The sequence below is a fragment of the Pseudoalteromonas sp. MTN2-4 genome, from assembly GCF_042848605.1.
In the GTDB taxonomy this organism is placed as follows: Bacteria; Pseudomonadota; Gammaproteobacteria; order Enterobacterales; family Alteromonadaceae; genus Pseudoalteromonas.
Window position 1 is genome coordinate 47,139 of sequence record NZ_BTGK01000004.1, and the last position, 16,224, is coordinate 63,362.

The 16,224-nt window shown below is 40.7% G+C and carries 19 protein-coding genes; 16 read left to right on the plus strand and 3 right to left on the minus strand.

Annotated elements, in window-relative coordinates; translation table 11 throughout:
• Positions 1–37: 37 nt before the first annotated feature.
• The 7 genes from ACGHEH_RS11245 to ACGHEH_RS11275 all read left to right on the plus strand — a co-directional run bounded on the left by ACGHEH_RS11245 (position 38) and on the right by ACGHEH_RS11275 (position 4,718).
• A complete protein-coding gene (locus ACGHEH_RS11245) occupies positions 38–1,117 on the plus strand; it encodes a sensor histidine kinase (protein WP_390445288.1) in 1,080 nt (359 codons plus the stop codon).
• Positions 1,111–1,830 carry a LytR/AlgR family response regulator transcription factor gene (locus ACGHEH_RS11250; RefSeq protein ID WP_390445291.1) on the plus strand — a complete coding sequence of 240 codons (720 nt, stop codon included), beginning with the start codon at positions 1,111–1,113 and terminating at the stop codon, positions 1,828–1,830. Before ACGHEH_RS11245 ends, ACGHEH_RS11250 begins: the two co-directional genes overlap by 7 nt.
• A 34-nt stretch (positions 1,831–1,864) precedes the next feature.
• The gene (locus ACGHEH_RS11255) at positions 1,865–2,713 is read left to right on the plus strand and encodes an acyl-CoA thioester hydrolase/BAAT C-terminal domain-containing protein (RefSeq protein WP_390445294.1); all 849 of its coding nucleotides are present in this window, start codon (positions 1,865–1,867) and stop codon (positions 2,711–2,713) included.
• Between the two features lie 118 nt (positions 2,714–2,831).
• Positions 2,832–3,062, plus strand: coding sequence for a hypothetical protein (locus tag ACGHEH_RS11260; protein ID WP_349285794.1), 231 nt, complete (start codon positions 2,832–2,834; stop codon positions 3,060–3,062).
• A 137-nt stretch (positions 3,063–3,199) separates the two neighbouring features.
• Positions 3,200–3,850, plus strand: a complete 651-nt coding sequence (locus tag ACGHEH_RS11265) for an NAD-dependent epimerase/dehydratase family protein (protein ID WP_390445297.1) — start codon at positions 3,200–3,202, stop codon at positions 3,848–3,850.
• Between the two features lie 23 nt (positions 3,851–3,873).
• A complete protein-coding gene (locus ACGHEH_RS11270) occupies positions 3,874–4,395 on the plus strand; it encodes a GNAT family N-acetyltransferase (protein WP_390445300.1) in 522 nt (173 codons plus the stop codon).
• 50 nt (positions 4,396–4,445) lie between these two features.
• Complete coding sequence (locus ACGHEH_RS11275) at positions 4,446–4,718, plus strand: hypothetical protein (RefSeq protein WP_349285797.1); 273 nt, start codon at positions 4,446–4,448, stop codon at positions 4,716–4,718.
• A gap of 28 nt (positions 4,719–4,746) precedes the next feature.
• Here the strand turns inward: ACGHEH_RS11275 and ACGHEH_RS11280 are convergent, their stop codons facing one another.
• From ACGHEH_RS11280 to ACGHEH_RS11290, 3 genes are all read right to left on the minus strand, one after another.
• Entirely contained in the window at positions 4,747–5,481 is a 735-nt protein-coding gene (locus ACGHEH_RS11280; RefSeq protein ID WP_390445303.1) for a hypothetical protein, read from the minus strand.
• Positions 5,482–5,595: 114 nt separating this feature from the next.
• The gene (locus ACGHEH_RS11285; RefSeq protein ID WP_390445305.1) at positions 5,596–6,042 is read right to left on the minus strand and encodes a DUF2589 domain-containing protein; all 447 of its coding nucleotides are present in this window, start codon (positions 6,040–6,042) and stop codon (positions 5,596–5,598) included.
• Positions 6,043–6,047: 5 nt separating this feature from the next.
• A complete protein-coding gene (locus ACGHEH_RS11290) occupies positions 6,048–6,608 on the minus strand; it encodes a DUF2589 domain-containing protein (RefSeq protein WP_349285800.1) in 561 nt (186 codons plus the stop codon).
• Positions 6,609–6,780: 172 nt separating this feature from the next.
• Here ACGHEH_RS11290 and ACGHEH_RS11295 point away from each other — a divergent pair, with 172 nt between their 5' ends.
• From ACGHEH_RS11295 to ACGHEH_RS11335, 9 genes are all read left to right on the plus strand, one after another.
• Positions 6,781–7,482 (plus strand): DUF2589 domain-containing protein, encoded by a 702-nt coding sequence (locus ACGHEH_RS11295; RefSeq protein WP_390445308.1) that lies wholly within the window; start codon positions 6,781–6,783, stop codon positions 7,480–7,482.
• 8 nt (positions 7,483–7,490) lie between these two features.
• Positions 7,491–7,727, plus strand: a complete 237-nt coding sequence (locus ACGHEH_RS11300; protein ID WP_390445310.1) for a hypothetical protein — start codon at positions 7,491–7,493, stop codon at positions 7,725–7,727.
• Between the two features lie 267 nt (positions 7,728–7,994).
• Positions 7,995–8,627, plus strand: a complete 633-nt coding sequence (locus ACGHEH_RS11305; protein ID WP_390445313.1) for a DUF2490 domain-containing protein — start codon at positions 7,995–7,997, stop codon at positions 8,625–8,627.
• 12 nt (positions 8,628–8,639) lie between these two features.
• A complete protein-coding gene (locus tag ACGHEH_RS11310) occupies positions 8,640–9,764 on the plus strand; it encodes an ATP-grasp domain-containing protein (protein ID WP_390445316.1) in 1,125 nt (374 codons plus the stop codon).
• Positions 9,755–12,145 (plus strand): MFS transporter, encoded by a 2,391-nt coding sequence (locus tag ACGHEH_RS11315; RefSeq protein ID WP_390445318.1) that lies wholly within the window; start codon positions 9,755–9,757, stop codon positions 12,143–12,145. The genes ACGHEH_RS11310 and ACGHEH_RS11315 overlap by 10 nt, the downstream gene beginning before the upstream one ends.
• On the plus strand, positions 12,127–13,323 hold the full coding sequence (locus ACGHEH_RS11320; RefSeq protein ID WP_390445321.1) for an ABC transporter substrate-binding protein: 1,197 nt from the start codon (positions 12,127–12,129) through the stop codon (positions 13,321–13,323). The genes ACGHEH_RS11315 and ACGHEH_RS11320 overlap by 19 nt, the downstream gene beginning before the upstream one ends.
• A 19-nt stretch (positions 13,324–13,342) precedes the next feature.
• Positions 13,343–14,440 (plus strand): hypothetical protein, encoded by a 1,098-nt coding sequence (locus tag ACGHEH_RS11325; protein ID WP_390445324.1) that lies wholly within the window; start codon positions 13,343–13,345, stop codon positions 14,438–14,440.
• An 81-nt stretch (positions 14,441–14,521) separates the two neighbouring features.
• A complete protein-coding gene (locus ACGHEH_RS11330; RefSeq protein WP_390445327.1) occupies positions 14,522–15,721 on the plus strand; it encodes a hypothetical protein in 1,200 nt (399 codons plus the stop codon).
• A gap of 11 nt (positions 15,722–15,732) precedes the next feature.
• The gene (locus ACGHEH_RS11335) at positions 15,733–16,131 is read left to right on the plus strand and encodes a hypothetical protein (protein WP_390445330.1); all 399 of its coding nucleotides are present in this window, start codon (positions 15,733–15,735) and stop codon (positions 16,129–16,131) included.
• Positions 16,132–16,224: the final 93 nt, after the last annotated feature.

The window sequence follows — 16,224 nt, forward strand, 5'->3', positions numbered from 1 at the left end:
AAGTAAAATAAGCGTCAGTTAAACAATAGAAACCATTATGCGCACCATACAATTATCATTAAAAGAACAATTAATAATGCTCTGTTTGATAACCATGATCAGTCTAGCTATTAGCCTTTCTGATTGGGTTCTAAGAGGGATGTTACCTTCACTTAAAATACCTTTATCTGCACTCAATGCAGTAGTTTGTATGTACTGGTTCCCTATGGTGGGCACTTATGTACTGATAAGAAAATGCTTGATAGCAAGTTGGTTTGTTCAATTCTTAACTTTTCATAGTCTGATGCTATTAGGTGCACTATGTTTTGGCTTGATAAGGGCTAAGTTGCTACCAGTGTCTATCATCGGCTTGAAAGAGGCAGTTTTAATCAGCTTGCCATGGAGCACAATGATATTTGTTGCAGTTAAATTTTATTTGGCTCAAAAGCATCTCAAATTAGAGCAGCAATTAAGGAAACAAGCAGAAATCAACTTGCTGCACGCTCAATTAAACCCACACTTTCTATTCAATAGTTTGAATACCATAGCGTCATTTGCGCGCACTCAACCAACACGCTGTGAAGACTTAGTACATGATCTGGCATCCGTTTTGCGTTATTCATTGTCGCAATCAGGGTTAAACCAGGCAAATAAACCAACAACTAAGGAAGCCTGGGTCAAGTTGAGTGACGAACTGGTAATCCTAAATAAATGGTGTGATATCGAGCGCAGTCGGTTCGGAGAGAACCTCAATATTTCCTTCGGCATCGACGAAGACTTGCTTGATGAAACTGTGCCTGCCATGTTGCTACAACCTCTTATAGAAAATGCCATAAAGCATGGTAAGTCGGTGCCGCTGCGTATTTGGATCACAGTACGACGTGACAACCAATATATGCTTTTTAATGTGCGTGATAATGGCATTGGCTTTGCTGAATCTGATTTAGCTAATGCCCACCTTAAAAACACTGATATAAGAGATAAAAGGCTTGAACAAAACAAAGTCGCGCATTTTGGGCTGGAGATCACTCAAGCAAGGTTAGAATTAGAAGCAGGCTCAAGGCTAGAACTCAGCAATACCCCAGAGGGGGGAGCAAGTGTCGAGTTTAATTTACAAGTAGGGAGTATGGCATGTTAAATATCGCTATTGTTGAGGACGAACTGCCAGCATTAGAAAAGCTCAAAGCCCAGTTAAGCCGAGTATGTGCCCACGCTTTGTTGTTTACATATCAATCAGTAAAGGCATGTTTGGCTTCAAGTGAATTGTCGAAAGTAGATGTGCTTTTTGTCGATATTAATCTGCCTGACGCCAGCGGAGTGAGCTTGGTAAAGTCTCTGAAGCAGCTTGGATTTAAAGGTGAATGTGTTTTTAGCACTGCATATAGTGAATTTGCAGTGGAGGCTTTTACAATCGGTGCCGCCGATTATTTATTGAAGCCTTATACAGACGAGCGTTTATCCTTGGCTTTATCGAGAGTCAACGACAAGCTCAATAACAAAACCTCAGAATTTCAAGAAACGGAAGAATATAGTTTAGTTAGCAAAGTAGGCGTTAAAGTGACCTTAGTAAAAGTGTCCGATATTTGTGCAATTAAGTTAGAGCATGGTCAAGCGATTGCATATGGCTCTGAAGTTTCATATCCGCTTGATCACTCTCTTGATGAATTAATGACTTTATTACCTTCTCAATTTTTGCGAGTTCACCGAAACGGCATTGTGAATATCAAAGAAATCAAACAAATGGACCGCTGGGTAACAGGCGGTTATTTAATCAAGTTTCATCAATCAGAAGTAGAAGTAATCAGTAGCCGAAATGGCGGACGATTACTCAAAGACAAGCTAATGCGATAGCTAATCTAACCATCTAAAATCAATAGGAAAGCTCATGAAAAAAATAATGCCATGTATCTTGGTAGGGCTGCTTGCGGCCTGTTCAAGCCAAAACACGCAAGACGTTAAAACTCAGTTCATCGACGATGGTCAAAAACACCCTTTAGTGATTTTGCTCGGAGGCAGTGATGGAGGCAATACACTTGCAAAACCACAGTGGCAGCCAATTTTTGATAGATTAAATGAAACAGGCATGTCAGTGGCATCACTTGGCTATTTTGGTACAGACAGTACACCCAGTAATGCAGCTGAGTTGTCATTAGAAGAAATAGAAAAGCGTATCTCTTTATTGGCTAATAGCGACAAAATCAACAACAACTGCGTGGCGGTTTTCGGCTTCTCAAAAGGTGCTGAGTTGGCTTTATTGCTGGGTAGTCACTTTGATTCGATTAATCATGTGGTCGCTGTTATGCCAAGCCATGTCACTTGGAATGCAGTGAAAACAGTAACAGACAAATCTAGTTGGACTTTAAAAAACCAGCCATTGGCATATATCAGCGCACCATTGTTTTCTTGGCAAATGCAAAAAGGCAATGTGACAGGCAAGTTTACGCCAGCTTTCGAACAAGCCTTAGGCAAGGCGACAGAGCTTGAAATTGAACAGGCTAGAATACCGATAGATAAAAATGAAGGGCCAGTTTTGCTCGTGTCAGCTAAGCAAGATGAAATTTGGCCGTCTTACGATATGGCGAATGAAGTGATGAAGTATCTTGAAAAGCAAGATTATGAATACTCTTTCGAGCATATCACACTGGAAGGGGGACACTATGGCTTTGATAGACAAACCCTTAATCAGGTTAGCGAATTTTTAAAACAGCATTTAGTAGCTAGTTGTCGGTCATAAAACTCATATATGAAATTTTATTGAGTTTTCCAGAGCACAAGCATTGTTAATTTCCTTATTCAAGTTTATGTTATAGGAACTGCCGATTGGCAGGGAAAATTTTCATAAGGATAATAAAATGAAATTAAAATTGAATAAGAAAAACCTAAAACAACTCAATAATGATAAGGCGCTGGCTATGAATGCAACACCTCAAGTGGCAGGTGGAGCATTTACTGATGACAAAGTGCTTTGTGTACCGACAAACCTTTGTGCTTGGTTAAAAACAGATGCTTTCATGGGTTGCCCTACAGGTCCAGGCTATTGTTTTAGTTCACCTCATGAGGCTTGCGTAGATACGCGTATTTAATATCTCCTAGAAACTTAAAGTTATTGACTAAGGCCGGTATATCGGCCTTTTTAAGTGATAGCTCTATCCTTTCTTGCTATGCCCCTTAGCTTTGATTATTGTTCATTTAATTTAACTTAACTTATTTTTGACGTTCTATGAAAACAGCCATTGTAGTAGGTGCGACAGGTCTTATTGGTCAAATTCTCATTAAGCAACTTGCTGAGAGTGCAGGAATCGCAAAGGTGATTGCTATTACGCGCAGAAAAATATGTTACGTCAACCCTAAAATCAGTAACCAAGTTGTCGACTTTGCAAATCTAGACAATTTTAGTTGGTATTTCAAAGGTGATTTACTCTTTTCTTGCTTAGGCACAACAAAAAAGCAAGCGGGTTCTGTTGCTGCTCAGCGTATGGTTGATGTCGACTATCAGCTTAAGGTTGCTGAACTTGCTGCTGATAATGGTGTATCTGAGTATTTTTTAGTGTCTTCAAGTGGCGCAAACGGCAAAAGCAAGAATGCATATTTGCAGATGAAAGGAGAGTTAGAAGACAAAGTCACACGACTTAAATTTAACCGTATCTGTATTTTTCAACCGTCATTGTTACTTGGAGAGCGAGAGGAGGTTAGGTTTGGAGAAAAGCTTGGTAGTTGGATATTGCCTACACTATGCCGCTTACCTTTACTAAAACGCTATAAGCCAATTTTCGGGGAGCAAGTAGCAATAAAAATGTGTCAAGAAAGTTTGAAGTTAAAAACAGGCGTACAACGATTTACGCTAGATGCTTGTTTTCCTGACGAAGTATAAACTTTCTAACTCAAGAGATAAAAATGGCACTTTACTTATCAACACAACGACTGAATTTAATTGAACTGAGCTCTGAAAAAGCGTTAGTTGATGATGCATTAATAGCTGCGATCCCATGTGTTTTGACTGAGACCGTTGTGGCAAGCCTGCCGCCTTATTTTCATGGCGTGAGCAATGCTGTAGAAGTTAAATCTTGGTTAAGTAAAATGCGTTCAGAGAGCCGCTTATTTTTAATTAAAGATAAACACGATGCGTGTTTAGGCTTTGTATTTGTTAGTCATACAGATAAGGCTGAGAAACACATGGGTTACTTACTCGGACAAGAATATTGGGGTAAAGGTTTTGCCAGTGAGTTATTAATCGCCTTTATAAAACGCGCAGAGAAAATAGAGTCCTGGCGAAGTCTTGTTGGTGGGGTAGAAAAAGGGAATGTTGCTTCTTCTAAATTACTGTTGAAGTTGGGTTTTATACCTCGTGAAAATGAGCGTGAAAACGTAGACTTTTTTGAATATGTACTCAATAAGGGTTTATTAAATCGTGTTTAGGTGATTTAATTCAACGTGTTTTAAAAAAGGAATTTTAGGGAAGTTTAATAGTGAAATGCCCAGAGTGTGAAAATAAAATAGGCTTTTTTTCAAAGGCCTTGAATAAGTGGGGTAAATATAAAACCTGTCCCCACTGTCAAACTAAAATAGAAGTGGCTATTAACTTGAAATTCCTAGTAATAGGTATTATCCCATTAATTTTCTTCTTCATATTTGCCCTAAATCCTCTTGCATCGCAATTTGGCATGTTTTCAAGTGTGTTGATAGGCATTATCGCTGGAGTTTTTATAAGTTTTTCGTTAAAGCTTGAAAAGAAAGAGTAGTTTAAAAGTTAGCTCACTTAAATATTAGCTACTTGGCTTTTGTTTCACTTTCAGGCTCTCGCTGTGAGGGGGCCGACTCTTGATGCTCAATGGTATTTACCTTTTCAGCAACTTGTTTGAAGCTTTGAATTGATTTTATTGCTTCAACATAAAAAATAGTGGCTTCTTTTGACTTGTGATCATAAGTGAATACATAATTCACACTGGTTCCTAATAAAGAAGTCTCAATTGGCGCTTCTTGATCACTCAAAACAATAAGTACTCTCTCAGACTCACCAGCTTTAATATCATTTGCTTCAATTTTTGCGAATGCAAAAATATAAGCAATAACACATATAGACACTGCAGCGAGAGTAAATCGCAAGTTCGTTTTAGGGTTGTTTGGTGCCCAAAGCAATGCACTCAAAACTCGCATTCGCTTTGGCATTTGACCATCAGCATATTCCAGTTTTTTTCTGGCTCTAAAACGATTACCTATGTCAGCAATAACTAAAACCAAAATTACCGCGATATATGTAAATACGATATTTGGATTTTTTATAGGCGTAGCCAACATATCTTCAAAGGAAACATATTTAACAATGCTGATCCCGAACTCACTGTAAAATAGATGTAGGTAGGCCATACTGGTGAGTAATAAAACCAGATAACAGAAAGCTACGCTTATCCCTGTGGAAATACGGATGACTTTAAAGATCTCTTCAAATAAGTACATTTCAGAGAGTTGCTTAAATTTATCCTTGTTATTATCAGTGCTGCTCAAATCACTTATTCCTGAATCACATATAAACTTACCGTTTTTGACAATAGCACTTTGCTTTGGGTTAGTCACTGATCGGCTGGCGCTCAAAAAGTTTGCGCTAGGAGATAAGAGCGCCTACTGATTGTCTACCACGAGATTTGAAGACAGACCGTTTTTTCTATCTAATTTCACACTTAACCGACAAGGTTGGTTTTTCGAAAACAAACCGGATTTAGCTTTAAAAGTGAGGTTTGGCTTGGTTTCTTCTGCTTGCTCAATAAATAGGTCTACGTCGAGTTTAATATGCGCTATTTGCAAAAATGATAACGGGAATAAGTTTAACAAAGGCGCCTCAATCAGGGTATGTGAAAGTGCTTTATCATCATTGTAAACTGGCATGCTTATGCGCACAGTTTTGGCCTCTAATTCCTCTTTTGAATTAATATTTAAGCGGTTCAGTAATGCATGGTATTTGTCTACTTCTGTCATTTGTTGTGCTTTATAGAGCGCACTTATAAGCTGGTTTAAAATAGGGTCTGCATCACTGATTTTCACTTTTGAGCTATTTAATGAACTGGCCAAAACAATTACCCTGGGATCTGAGAACGTAGCGCACGTTCATATCCATCAACCAAATAACGTAAGCCATCAGGGGTTTCCATGGCGGCAATTTTCACTTCTAGTTTCGCCTTGCCGCCATTGCCTAAGTTAGCTCCTTCAGCGGCTAAATCTTGACTCTTGGCTGTGCGTTTTGGGAAGGACACTTGCAAGTCTTCACCGTTTACGCTGAGTTCCAGTTCAGTGGCAAATTCCATCTCTTTAAGCTCAACTTGAGAAAGGGGTACTAGGGTGATCAAAGGCACATTGACCGTTTGAATACTGGCGCCATCCTTGGTGGTTTTTGGATATTGCACCGCGACCATACGTGGTTTCATGACTTGCACTGGTGGCTCTTCATGGGGTGTTTGTGTTTCAGTACGTGAATTAATCGCAGCTTTTCGGGCATTACCTGATGCTGATTGTTCAGGCTCATCTTCAACAGGTTCAAAAAATTGGTCAATGAGGCCAAGGTTTTTTTGTATTAATGCTTCGCCCGCAGCTGCAGTGGCAGTGTGTATAGTTTGAACGAATTCTTGTAGGTTGATCATATGCAGGTCCAGTTATAATTTTTCACACAATAGCGATTTAACTTTCTTAAAACTCGGGCAGAACTCGGATCTCCAGGCGTAAAATTGCCTGAGTAGAAACCAGTTTTACACGATTGTTCAAATTTAAAAGCCTTTAACCTTATATGCTCATACACAACGAAAGGAAAATACCATGAGTGTAAATCAAGGGCCTGCGCTGCTGTCGATGGCGCAACAATTCAGCGGTTTGCCAATGAAAGACTTAATTGGCGGGCCATTAATGGCGGCTGCGCAGGCCAACCATAAAATGGCGATGACGCAAGTACAGTTTATGTTAGATACCTGTTTCAATAAGACTGAGAGCAAATCGCAAGACTCAGAGTTTAAAGGTGAAATGCTTGAGCCCATTATGGTGGCGCTCACATTGAAACGCCCAGTGCTTACGACCAGCAATAAAGATGGTGAAATCACCACAACTCAATCATCAGTTGAGTCAGAAATTCATTTGCCATTACTGACCTTACTCCCTTTGAATGCGCTCGCGGTTGATGACGTGAACATTCATTTTAATATGGAAGTGAAATCGAGCTTTTCTCATGAGAAAAGCAATGAGCAAAGCCAGTCGGTCGGCGCTGAGGCATCGTTCACTCAGAAGCTGAATTACGGCTTAGGCTCTACGGAAGTATCAGGCTCAGTGTCATATTCGAATGAAAGTAAGAATAGTGAAACTGAGAAATATAATAAGAGCAACAAAGCCACTTACGATGTCAAAGTACATGCAGGTCAGTTGCCTCTACCCGAAGGAGTGGGGGTGATCATTAAAGCGTATACCGACAACATTGCGCCTGTGCTCATCAGTGGTGACGGGACTAAAGCCGACGGAACAGGAGGTTAAAATAGCGCATGAGTACAATAATTGATTGTCCATATTGTGAATCAGAAGGGCGTAAAAGCCCTATTGTGATTGAGCCTAATTTATTGCTGCAGGGGAAGTCTTTTACATGTAGCTGCTGTAAGAGTGAGCTTTCTTTAAAACCGCAAAGCGCGGATGTGTTTGAACGCGGTTTAACAGCGTATCAAAACTATCAACATGTGACTGCGTCATTGCAAGACGCAGGCAACACACCGAGTTTGGCTTAATCTCTATGCTACCGAGTATATGTCGGTAGCTGTAAGCTCATTTTTTAAATTCACCCATAACCCGATATGAAGTTGGTACTACGTAAGGTTATTTAGTCCCAAACAAAAATAAATCTCGGTAGCAGTGAATTTACTTCGAGTCTTATCAATACCACTAAGTTGAATATAATCCCCTGATTTTACAGATATTACACCGATTAAATACTTCTTTAAAACAACATACTAAGGCTGTTTCAAAGCACATAAATGAGATTAAAGAGGATATTTATGAAACAGGTTTTATGGTCGTTGTTGTTTGTGACATGTGGGTTGTTTACAGCAAAGATAAATGCAGAAGATCAGCAATTATGGGTGTCGGCAAATAAGATGCTTTTTAAGCAAGGGTCGGTTTCAAGTTCATTTTACACCGAATTGAGAACTCAAAATGGAGTAGATGACTTGAGTGGCTTTTTTGCCGGACCCAAGTTGAGTTACAAGCTTAACGAGTATGTCAAAGTCGCGACAGCAGGTAAGTTTATTCGCTTGTATAACACCGCAGGTGATGACCAGTTACAACGTTTAGAACTAGAAGCATCGTTTTCATCAGGAAAACTCGCCAGTGGCTGGCGCTTTGGTTTACGCAATCGCGTTGAATATATCGAAAAAGACAGCGAAACCAATGGCCGCTACCGCATCAGAGTAAGTGCAGATAAAGATGCATCATTCGCTCATATTAAGCGTTTTCACATTCGCCAAGAATGGATTTTAGATGAAGACTATCAGCTAACCGAATACCGCCTTGTGCCTTTTGCTTTCACTTTAAAAGATGCTTTGATGGGCGCACAAGTCAGCTACTTGTTAAGACGAAAAAGTAAAACCGGAGAATACAGCCATGTATTAGGTTTGGCTTGGCAGTTTTAAGGAGTGAAGGCGATGTCAGTTAATACGGCACTGAATACATTGAAGTTAAATGGGCGTATTGCGGTGATTTATTCTGCTGATCCTGCACAAGTAGGTTCAGTGATTTATCGAAGCTACAACACGCGAAGCTGGAAAAGCTATCAAAAGGTGGCGAATGATATCAAAGAAGGGCTTGAGCAAGCAGGATTTAATCATGTTATCTGTTTGGCCGATGATCAACATTTAGCTAGGCAGTTAGCTGAAAATAAAATCGACTTTGCTTGGCTAAATACGGGAGGGATGCAAGGCGCAGATCCTTGTTGCCATGGTGCCGCGCTGTTAGAAAGTTTGGGTATCCCTTATGTTGGGCATACGCCGCTTAATGCCGCGCTTATGGATAATAAATTTCTGTTTAAAAAGCTGTTACAGCAACTTGCTATTCCTACGGCAGAGTATGTGCTTTGGCATCCTGAAAAGCCAAATACGGCTGAAGAACTGGTGCTCAGGCATAACAAACTTCACTTCTTTGGCGATGCTAAACTCATTGTTAAACCTGTATCGGGGCGGGCTTCTAATCATGTGCATGTGGTTAGCTCTTTGCGCGAATTAAATGAGGTTTGTCAGCAGGTTTATTCACACACGCAAAGTGCCGTTTTAATTGAGCAGTTTTTATCAGGAGACGAATACTGTGCTTCGGTGATCCCAACCATGGGGGAACTGGCTTCGCCCACTTGTTTTGGTATTTATCAGCGCAATTTAGGGCCAGGCAATCGCATATTTACGTCAATGGATATCAAGCCAATCGGTACGGACTCCATCATTACATTATCTGATGAGCAACAAGCGCATCTTAATGAGACGGTGACAGCTTATTGTAGAAAGCTCTTTTCCATGTTGAACTTATATGGCTTGTTTAGGCTTGATTTGAGAATGGATTCAAAAGGACAGTTATGTGTTCTTGAAGCAAACCCTAAACCTGATTTAGGGGCTGTACATAATGGAACAGGCAGCTTGGTTGCAATGGGTTTGCAAGAGCTCAAAGTCTCGTACACACAATTTTTAGACTATTTAGTTCAAGTCAGTTTGAGCCATTTATCTTTGCATCGAAAACCTAAATATCATGCTCTGTTAGCCCGTATAGGTGCGCCATGTCAGTAGAACCAGAGGTTATGCATAACCCCGAAGATCAACATGAGGCAGTAAATCGCACTGGGCTAATGTATTTGCTAAAGCAAACTGTGCAATTGCAAGTCACCTTATTATTGTGTGTTGCTGTGATAGTGTTCATTGCCGCGGGTGAAGCATACCGGGTTGCCCCAGAGTTGGTACTTAAAAATATTTGTAATCAATCACATATCTTACGTCAGCAAATTAATCAGTCGCTCAGCTTAGGTATGCCGATTGAATACAAAGGGTTTGCACCGCAAGTAAATACTTTTGCATTGCAAACCCAAGGGGTCGAACGGGCTGAAATAAAATCCATTTATGCGCAAGCTGACAGGCAAAACAGTGGTCTCATTCCCTTATCTTGCTCAGCAGCTCCAGGACAACTCGTTGAGCAAATCGACATTGATATTCTGGGACTAGTAATGCCTAAAGCAGCCTCACAGCAATATGTTTTGCAACTGCCATTGGCAACTAATACCGCTGATGTAGGGGTGCTTTCAATCGTCCTGACTGCGGGTATTTTCAATCAAGAAATCCATCAAGCATTTGGCAAGATTATCGATTCAATACCTTGGGTTTTCATCATTTTTACCTTTTTTGTGGCGGGGCTTTTCCAAAAACAAGCTAAGGCCAGCACCTTGAAGTGGGCGTTTTATTGTGTGTTTAGCTTACTTACTGTGCAATTGGTGATGACTTCTTTTTCTCTATATCAAACTAAAATTATTGGTCAAAGTGATGCGGTGCTTGATTTATTGTCGCAGCGTTTTAGCGCAGTGACCGATATGGGGTTTGATTTAGACCATCAGGTACGTGGTGTTGATGAGTTATTAGAGCCTTATCGGGTTAATAACAGTATTTTGCACAGTTTGAATGTGTTGAAGCTGGGTGAAGCATCAGGACCAGATAACAAAGATGGGGTCATAACAAACTGCCGACAAATCGGGTTGTCTGATTATCAAGTGTGTAGTGAGGTGTTAAGTAACGACATTTATCAGAAATTGTGGAAGGCCGTTCGCAATATTTTCATTTTGTTAGCCGCTTTATTATTGATTTTAAATGTCTTAGTTGAAGCCGTAGTCAGCAGTCAGCGAAGCAGTAAAGTGAGCAAGTCTGCTTTACCGAGTAGCTATCGAGCAATCAGAGCAATTTTTGTTTTGGGTGTCTTGCTTGAGTCGATCACCTTATCTTTTTTCCCTGCTTACTTAAGGCAAACATTGGCGCTCGGTAGCGGCGAATTACAGTTGATATTCAGTTTGTACTTCTTAGGATTTGCTTGTGTCATGGTGCCTGCAGCGGTGTGGGTTAGACGCTTTGGGGTGCAAACCATGCTGCGCTTGGCCTTAGTGGTGAATAGTGTGTCGTTGCTTGTGCTTGCCTATTTTGTTGAAGCTGAATTACTTGCAATTGCAAGGTTGCTGTCAGGTATGTCCCAGGGATTATTGGTGATCTGTGTACAAAGTCAGTTTTTACGGATCGCTCAATCTTACCCTCAGTTTTCAGCGAGTAATCAATTATTAATTGGGTTTTATATCGGTGCCATCGCTGGGGTGTCTGTAGGGGCGGTCGTGGTGCCAATTTTAGGTGTTTCAGGGGTATTTATGAGTGCAGCTGTCATTGGCGGCCTGACATTTCTTTATAGCTTGAATCAATCTATAGAGCTGGCAGTCGATACAAGTGGTGACGACGATGTTAAACCTTCTGTAAGCAAGGGGTTACTAACAGACTTATTAATGATGTTTAAAGATAGGCAATTGCAGCAATGCTTACTGCTTATCGCCATCCCAATCAAAGCCATACATACCGGGGTGATCTTGATTTATATCCCTGTACTTATCAACCAACAGTTTGCAGACCCTAATATCGCTGGGCAAATCATTGCCTTGTATTTCTTCGCAATCCTTATTGCAACACATTTTGCTAAGCCCAATGCCAATAACCAATTGCGAGCCATTAGTTTGAGTGTTATTGGCGCAGGGTTAAGCATTATGCTCATAGCCAGTTTTGAGTGGATGGCGCACTCCTTAAGTCACTATGGGTCATTGCAAAGCTATCAAGAGCTGCTGTCTGTGAGCGTTATTGTGATTGCGGTACTTATGGTCGGATTCTTTCAGGGCACTCTGGGCAGCCCATTGGTCGGGGTGATGCTGAGTAGTCAATACGCTAAACAATTTGGCAGTGACATTACCGCGGCTAATTATCGATTTTTAGAACGTATGGGGGCGGTATTGGGTCCCATGCTGACAGCGGTAATTTTGGTACAGGATAGCAATGACAAAGTAAATACTAACTTATCTTTAGTGGGTTTTATTTTCATTGTTATGGGGTTTATTTTTTATATTCTAATGAGGTTAACATGTCAAAAGGACAAGTAATATTGACGCTGTTTTTCACAGTTTTTTTATGTGTGTTCAAAGCTCAGGCTTTTGAAGTGGGTTTCTGCGATAGAATGTTTATCGCTTATCAAAAGGTTGCGCCAGAGCACAATGGTTTAACTTGTAAAAAGCGTTTTGTAAAAAGCGCCAAAACAGGACGATTGAAAGAGCAAGCGGAGTTAAATCGCTATCCCGACCCGCAATTTAATATTTTGGTTTTATCACCAAAATGGTCCACCGCCTATGATATTTCTACTGCAGAGATTGCCCGTGATTTTAGAAACTCAGGCATAAAAACCAATTTTACTTTGTTTAATTATGAAGGCAATGAAGTGGAAGCCGAAGCAATGGTTGCATGGGCGCAGTTAAAACAGTTCGACCTCATTTTTTCGATGGGCTCGAAGGCAACTGATTTTGTAAGTCGAAATTACAAAAATGGCGCCATTCCAGTTGTCAGTGCCTGTAGTAAAGATCCGATAGCCATGGGTTATGTCGATCCCGTGTTGATGAAAAGCCAAACAAACATTGCTTATACATCTTTGAACATTAATGTAGATACACAACTGGCCTATATCAAGTCTAAATTCTTATCAGATCTCACCGACTTGGCAATTATTTATGATACCAATAACACCAGTTCAGTGGTGACACAGGTAAAACCGTTTCTGAGCCTCCAAGAGGCATATAAAGTAGAAGTGAGCGAAATTGGAGTGGATTTAAAAGACCCTAATCATAATCTTGAACGCAAAATGCAAGAGTTTGTTGAGCTTGAGAAGTCGAACCAAGCCAAAGCCTTTTTAGTGACAGGCAGCTCTGAGCTTTATGAGAATGTCGATCTGATTAACGTTTATGCGCAAAATGTGCCTGTGCTGAGTGTCACGCCGAGTCATGTTGAAGGTGGTGAGCGTAGTGTCTTTATGGCTATAGGTGTTAGCTTTGAAAGTAACGCCCGTTTAGCGGCAAACTATGCGAAACGTATTCTAATGCACAAAGGCGAACCTGGTGAGTTACCCGTAGGTTTAGTAAAAGCACCTGATATTGCCATAAACTTGATGCGAAAACCTGATGAAATCACCAGCCTACCCATTAACTTCTTAGAAGATGCCCTGCATATTTTCAATAGCCAAGGAGAGCCGATGAAAGTTGGCGGCTTGATTGTGTCTCCGACACAGCTTTAAATAAATAGGGCAGACAGTTATGACAGAGCTCGAGGAAGCAATGGCAGAGCTGGAATTGCTGGTGGCTTACATTTGTCGTCAAGGCTTACAGCTTGACGGCAAATTACTCAAAGACGTACTTAGAATTAAAACTGAGTTTAACGAACAAAAAACACTCTCAGAAGAAGATGAAGCGGCGTTTTGGCAATACTTTAATGCACTAGTCAAACAAGTTGCGCCGGCAAGTGTGGTGAGTATTCGTGATAGTAATCCTAGTCATTCTTGGCAGGCGCGCTTTCCTAAGCAATTCAAACAAGTACACCGTATTCCTTTATATTATGGGTTGTTAGTATGTGCCATTATTGTACTGACAGTGAGTTTGCAAACTTATTATATGGTTGGTATTGGGGTAATTCATAAAACTCATGCGTTATTCGCAGAACGTAATGAATTTCGAGAAAAGCTACAGGTACTGAGCTTAAATCCCTCACATAAAGCAAGTTCAGAGTGGCTAGCCATAAAGCGCAAAGAGCAAGAGCTTGATCAGGAGTTTGATGCAAATCGTACCTTGCTACTCAGATGGAACACATATTGGCGATTGGGTTTTAGCCATGAAGTGACGATTTCGGAGTTTGATAAATTTAAATATCAGCAGAGTAAAGCCAAGTTAACGGCGCAATTAGACTTCATTACTGAGCAGCCACGAAGTTATGAAAGCGCTAAGCAAATTACACAGCTAAAAGATAAGATCTCGGAGTTAGATAAAGCCTTTGTGCTTCATCAAGCTCGGCAAGCCTTTTTTGACTCACGGCTTTCGGCCGAATATGTGGTTAACTTATTGGCGAATTATATATTACCCCTGCTGTATGGGCTATTAGGCGCATTAACTTTGGTATTGAGAAACCTACACCTTGACTTCAAGCGCGGTACGTTTTCAAAAAAACTTTGTTTAGATTACAACTTACGTATTTTGCTCGGTGGTGTTGCCGGTGTGTCTAGTAGTATGTTGATGGGGGAGGGCACAGGGGTACCACAAGGTAGTTATTCACCTATGCTGTTCGCGTTTGTTCTGGGCTACAATGTCGAAATTATGTTTGCATTGATGGATAACATTGCGAATCGATTAGGTGATAAATAAGCCTGATTAGTCACAGGGTTTCCCCAATTTATCGATTTTAATCTTGTTTAAAGTGTGATTTTTTAGCAGAAGAGTCACACTATGAGGCAATCTTTTTTTTCCTTAAAAATTAAAATAATACATCACATTATTGGCCAAGCATTTGAGCTGGTTAAACCCATTAAACAGTTTATTACTGGCGCCTTGTTACTCGTTCAAGGCCAAGCATATGCGCAAACACATGAGCAAGCAGAGAAGCAAGCTCTAACGATTGACGCATCAACGCTTTGGACAACACAGCAAAACAGCAAGCAAGGGTTTTCGAGCTCGTTATTTTCGGCAAATATTGACCTTGGTTTGCAGCTGAATACGCAACAAATGATTCAGTTTGGGATTGAGTACAGTCAAACGCCTGATGAGCAAGGGCAAGCTATGTTTGTATTATTTGAAAGTAGTGCCGACGTGCTGACCACACAAGATGCTAATGAAGCAGGCAGAGCACAAGTTTCTACGTTTTATTGGCAAGACTCAGGCGTATCTAAACTGCCAAATAGCAATACAGACACCGAACTGACCATTGGTTTGTTAGATATCGAAGGTGGTGTCGATACCAATGGCATTGCCAATGACGAAAACACCCAGTTTTTACTGCCAGCTTTGGTGAATAACACCAGCGTTTACACCCCAGATTACACCTTGGGCATACGCTACCTAAAACAACCCAGCGAGAATGAGGTGGGGTACACTTTATTAGTGAGTCGCAGTGAAGGGTTGGCGGATAAACAAGGTAATTACGCTGATGTACTCACACAAGGTAATAGCCAACTATTTATCGCAAGTGAAGTGAAATGGCGCGTTAACAACTCAGAAGTACACCTTGGTGCTTGGAAAAATCAGGCCGAAGCGGCAACGGGTATGTACTCTGCCTTACAATATCATCAACCATTTAGCATGGGAGAGCTTGCTTTGTTGGTGAGAGCAGGCCTTACCAAGCAACAGCAAAGTGACGCTGAAGCACAAAAAGATATTACTTCTCCAGAGCCTAAACAAACACTGACCCATTCAACTTTGAGTCTGGCTTCAACATGGACGCAGAATAACTGGCAGTTTGGTTTAGGTGTTGCGACTGAAAGACAGCAAGCCCAGCAAAATAATGAAATACATCAAGGAGAAGCCTGGCTCAAATATACATTGCATGATATGGCCTCGGTGTCCGTGTTTAATCAATGGCAGTGGCCTGATGAGCAAAGTAATAGGGTGCAAGCGAGGCACTCAGGCTTACGGTTGTTTTTGCAATTTTAAGAAAGTATTTAATGAGCAAGTTTCTAATAACCGCTTATATCCGCCACTCCTATGCCACCGATCTGCTCAGGCTGCCTGAGCAGCACCCACTGTATCGTAAACATGCGTGTTTGGTAGTAAGTGACTTAACCCATAAAACCGCTGCAGCGCATGGCTTTGGTTTTAACGGTTATATTCGAGAGTCTATTCCGCGCAAAGGGAAAGTTATCTATAAGCAGCCACTGCTACTATCAAAAAATGAAACTAAAATTGACGAGCTCTATCAGCATCTCACCAGTCGCTATGCACCAAATTACAGTATTGAGCATTATAACTGTGTTGATCATTTGTATTTTTGCTTAAAAGAAGTGGGAATACGCAGTAAGTTATTGAATCACTTCAAATATGCCAATAGTAAATGGTATAAATAGTTTTAACGCGTTATTGTAGTTTTCAATTATGAATAATTATTTAACCTGATTTCAGGTGATTGAGCCTTAAAGGCTTTGTTTAATAAGGATATT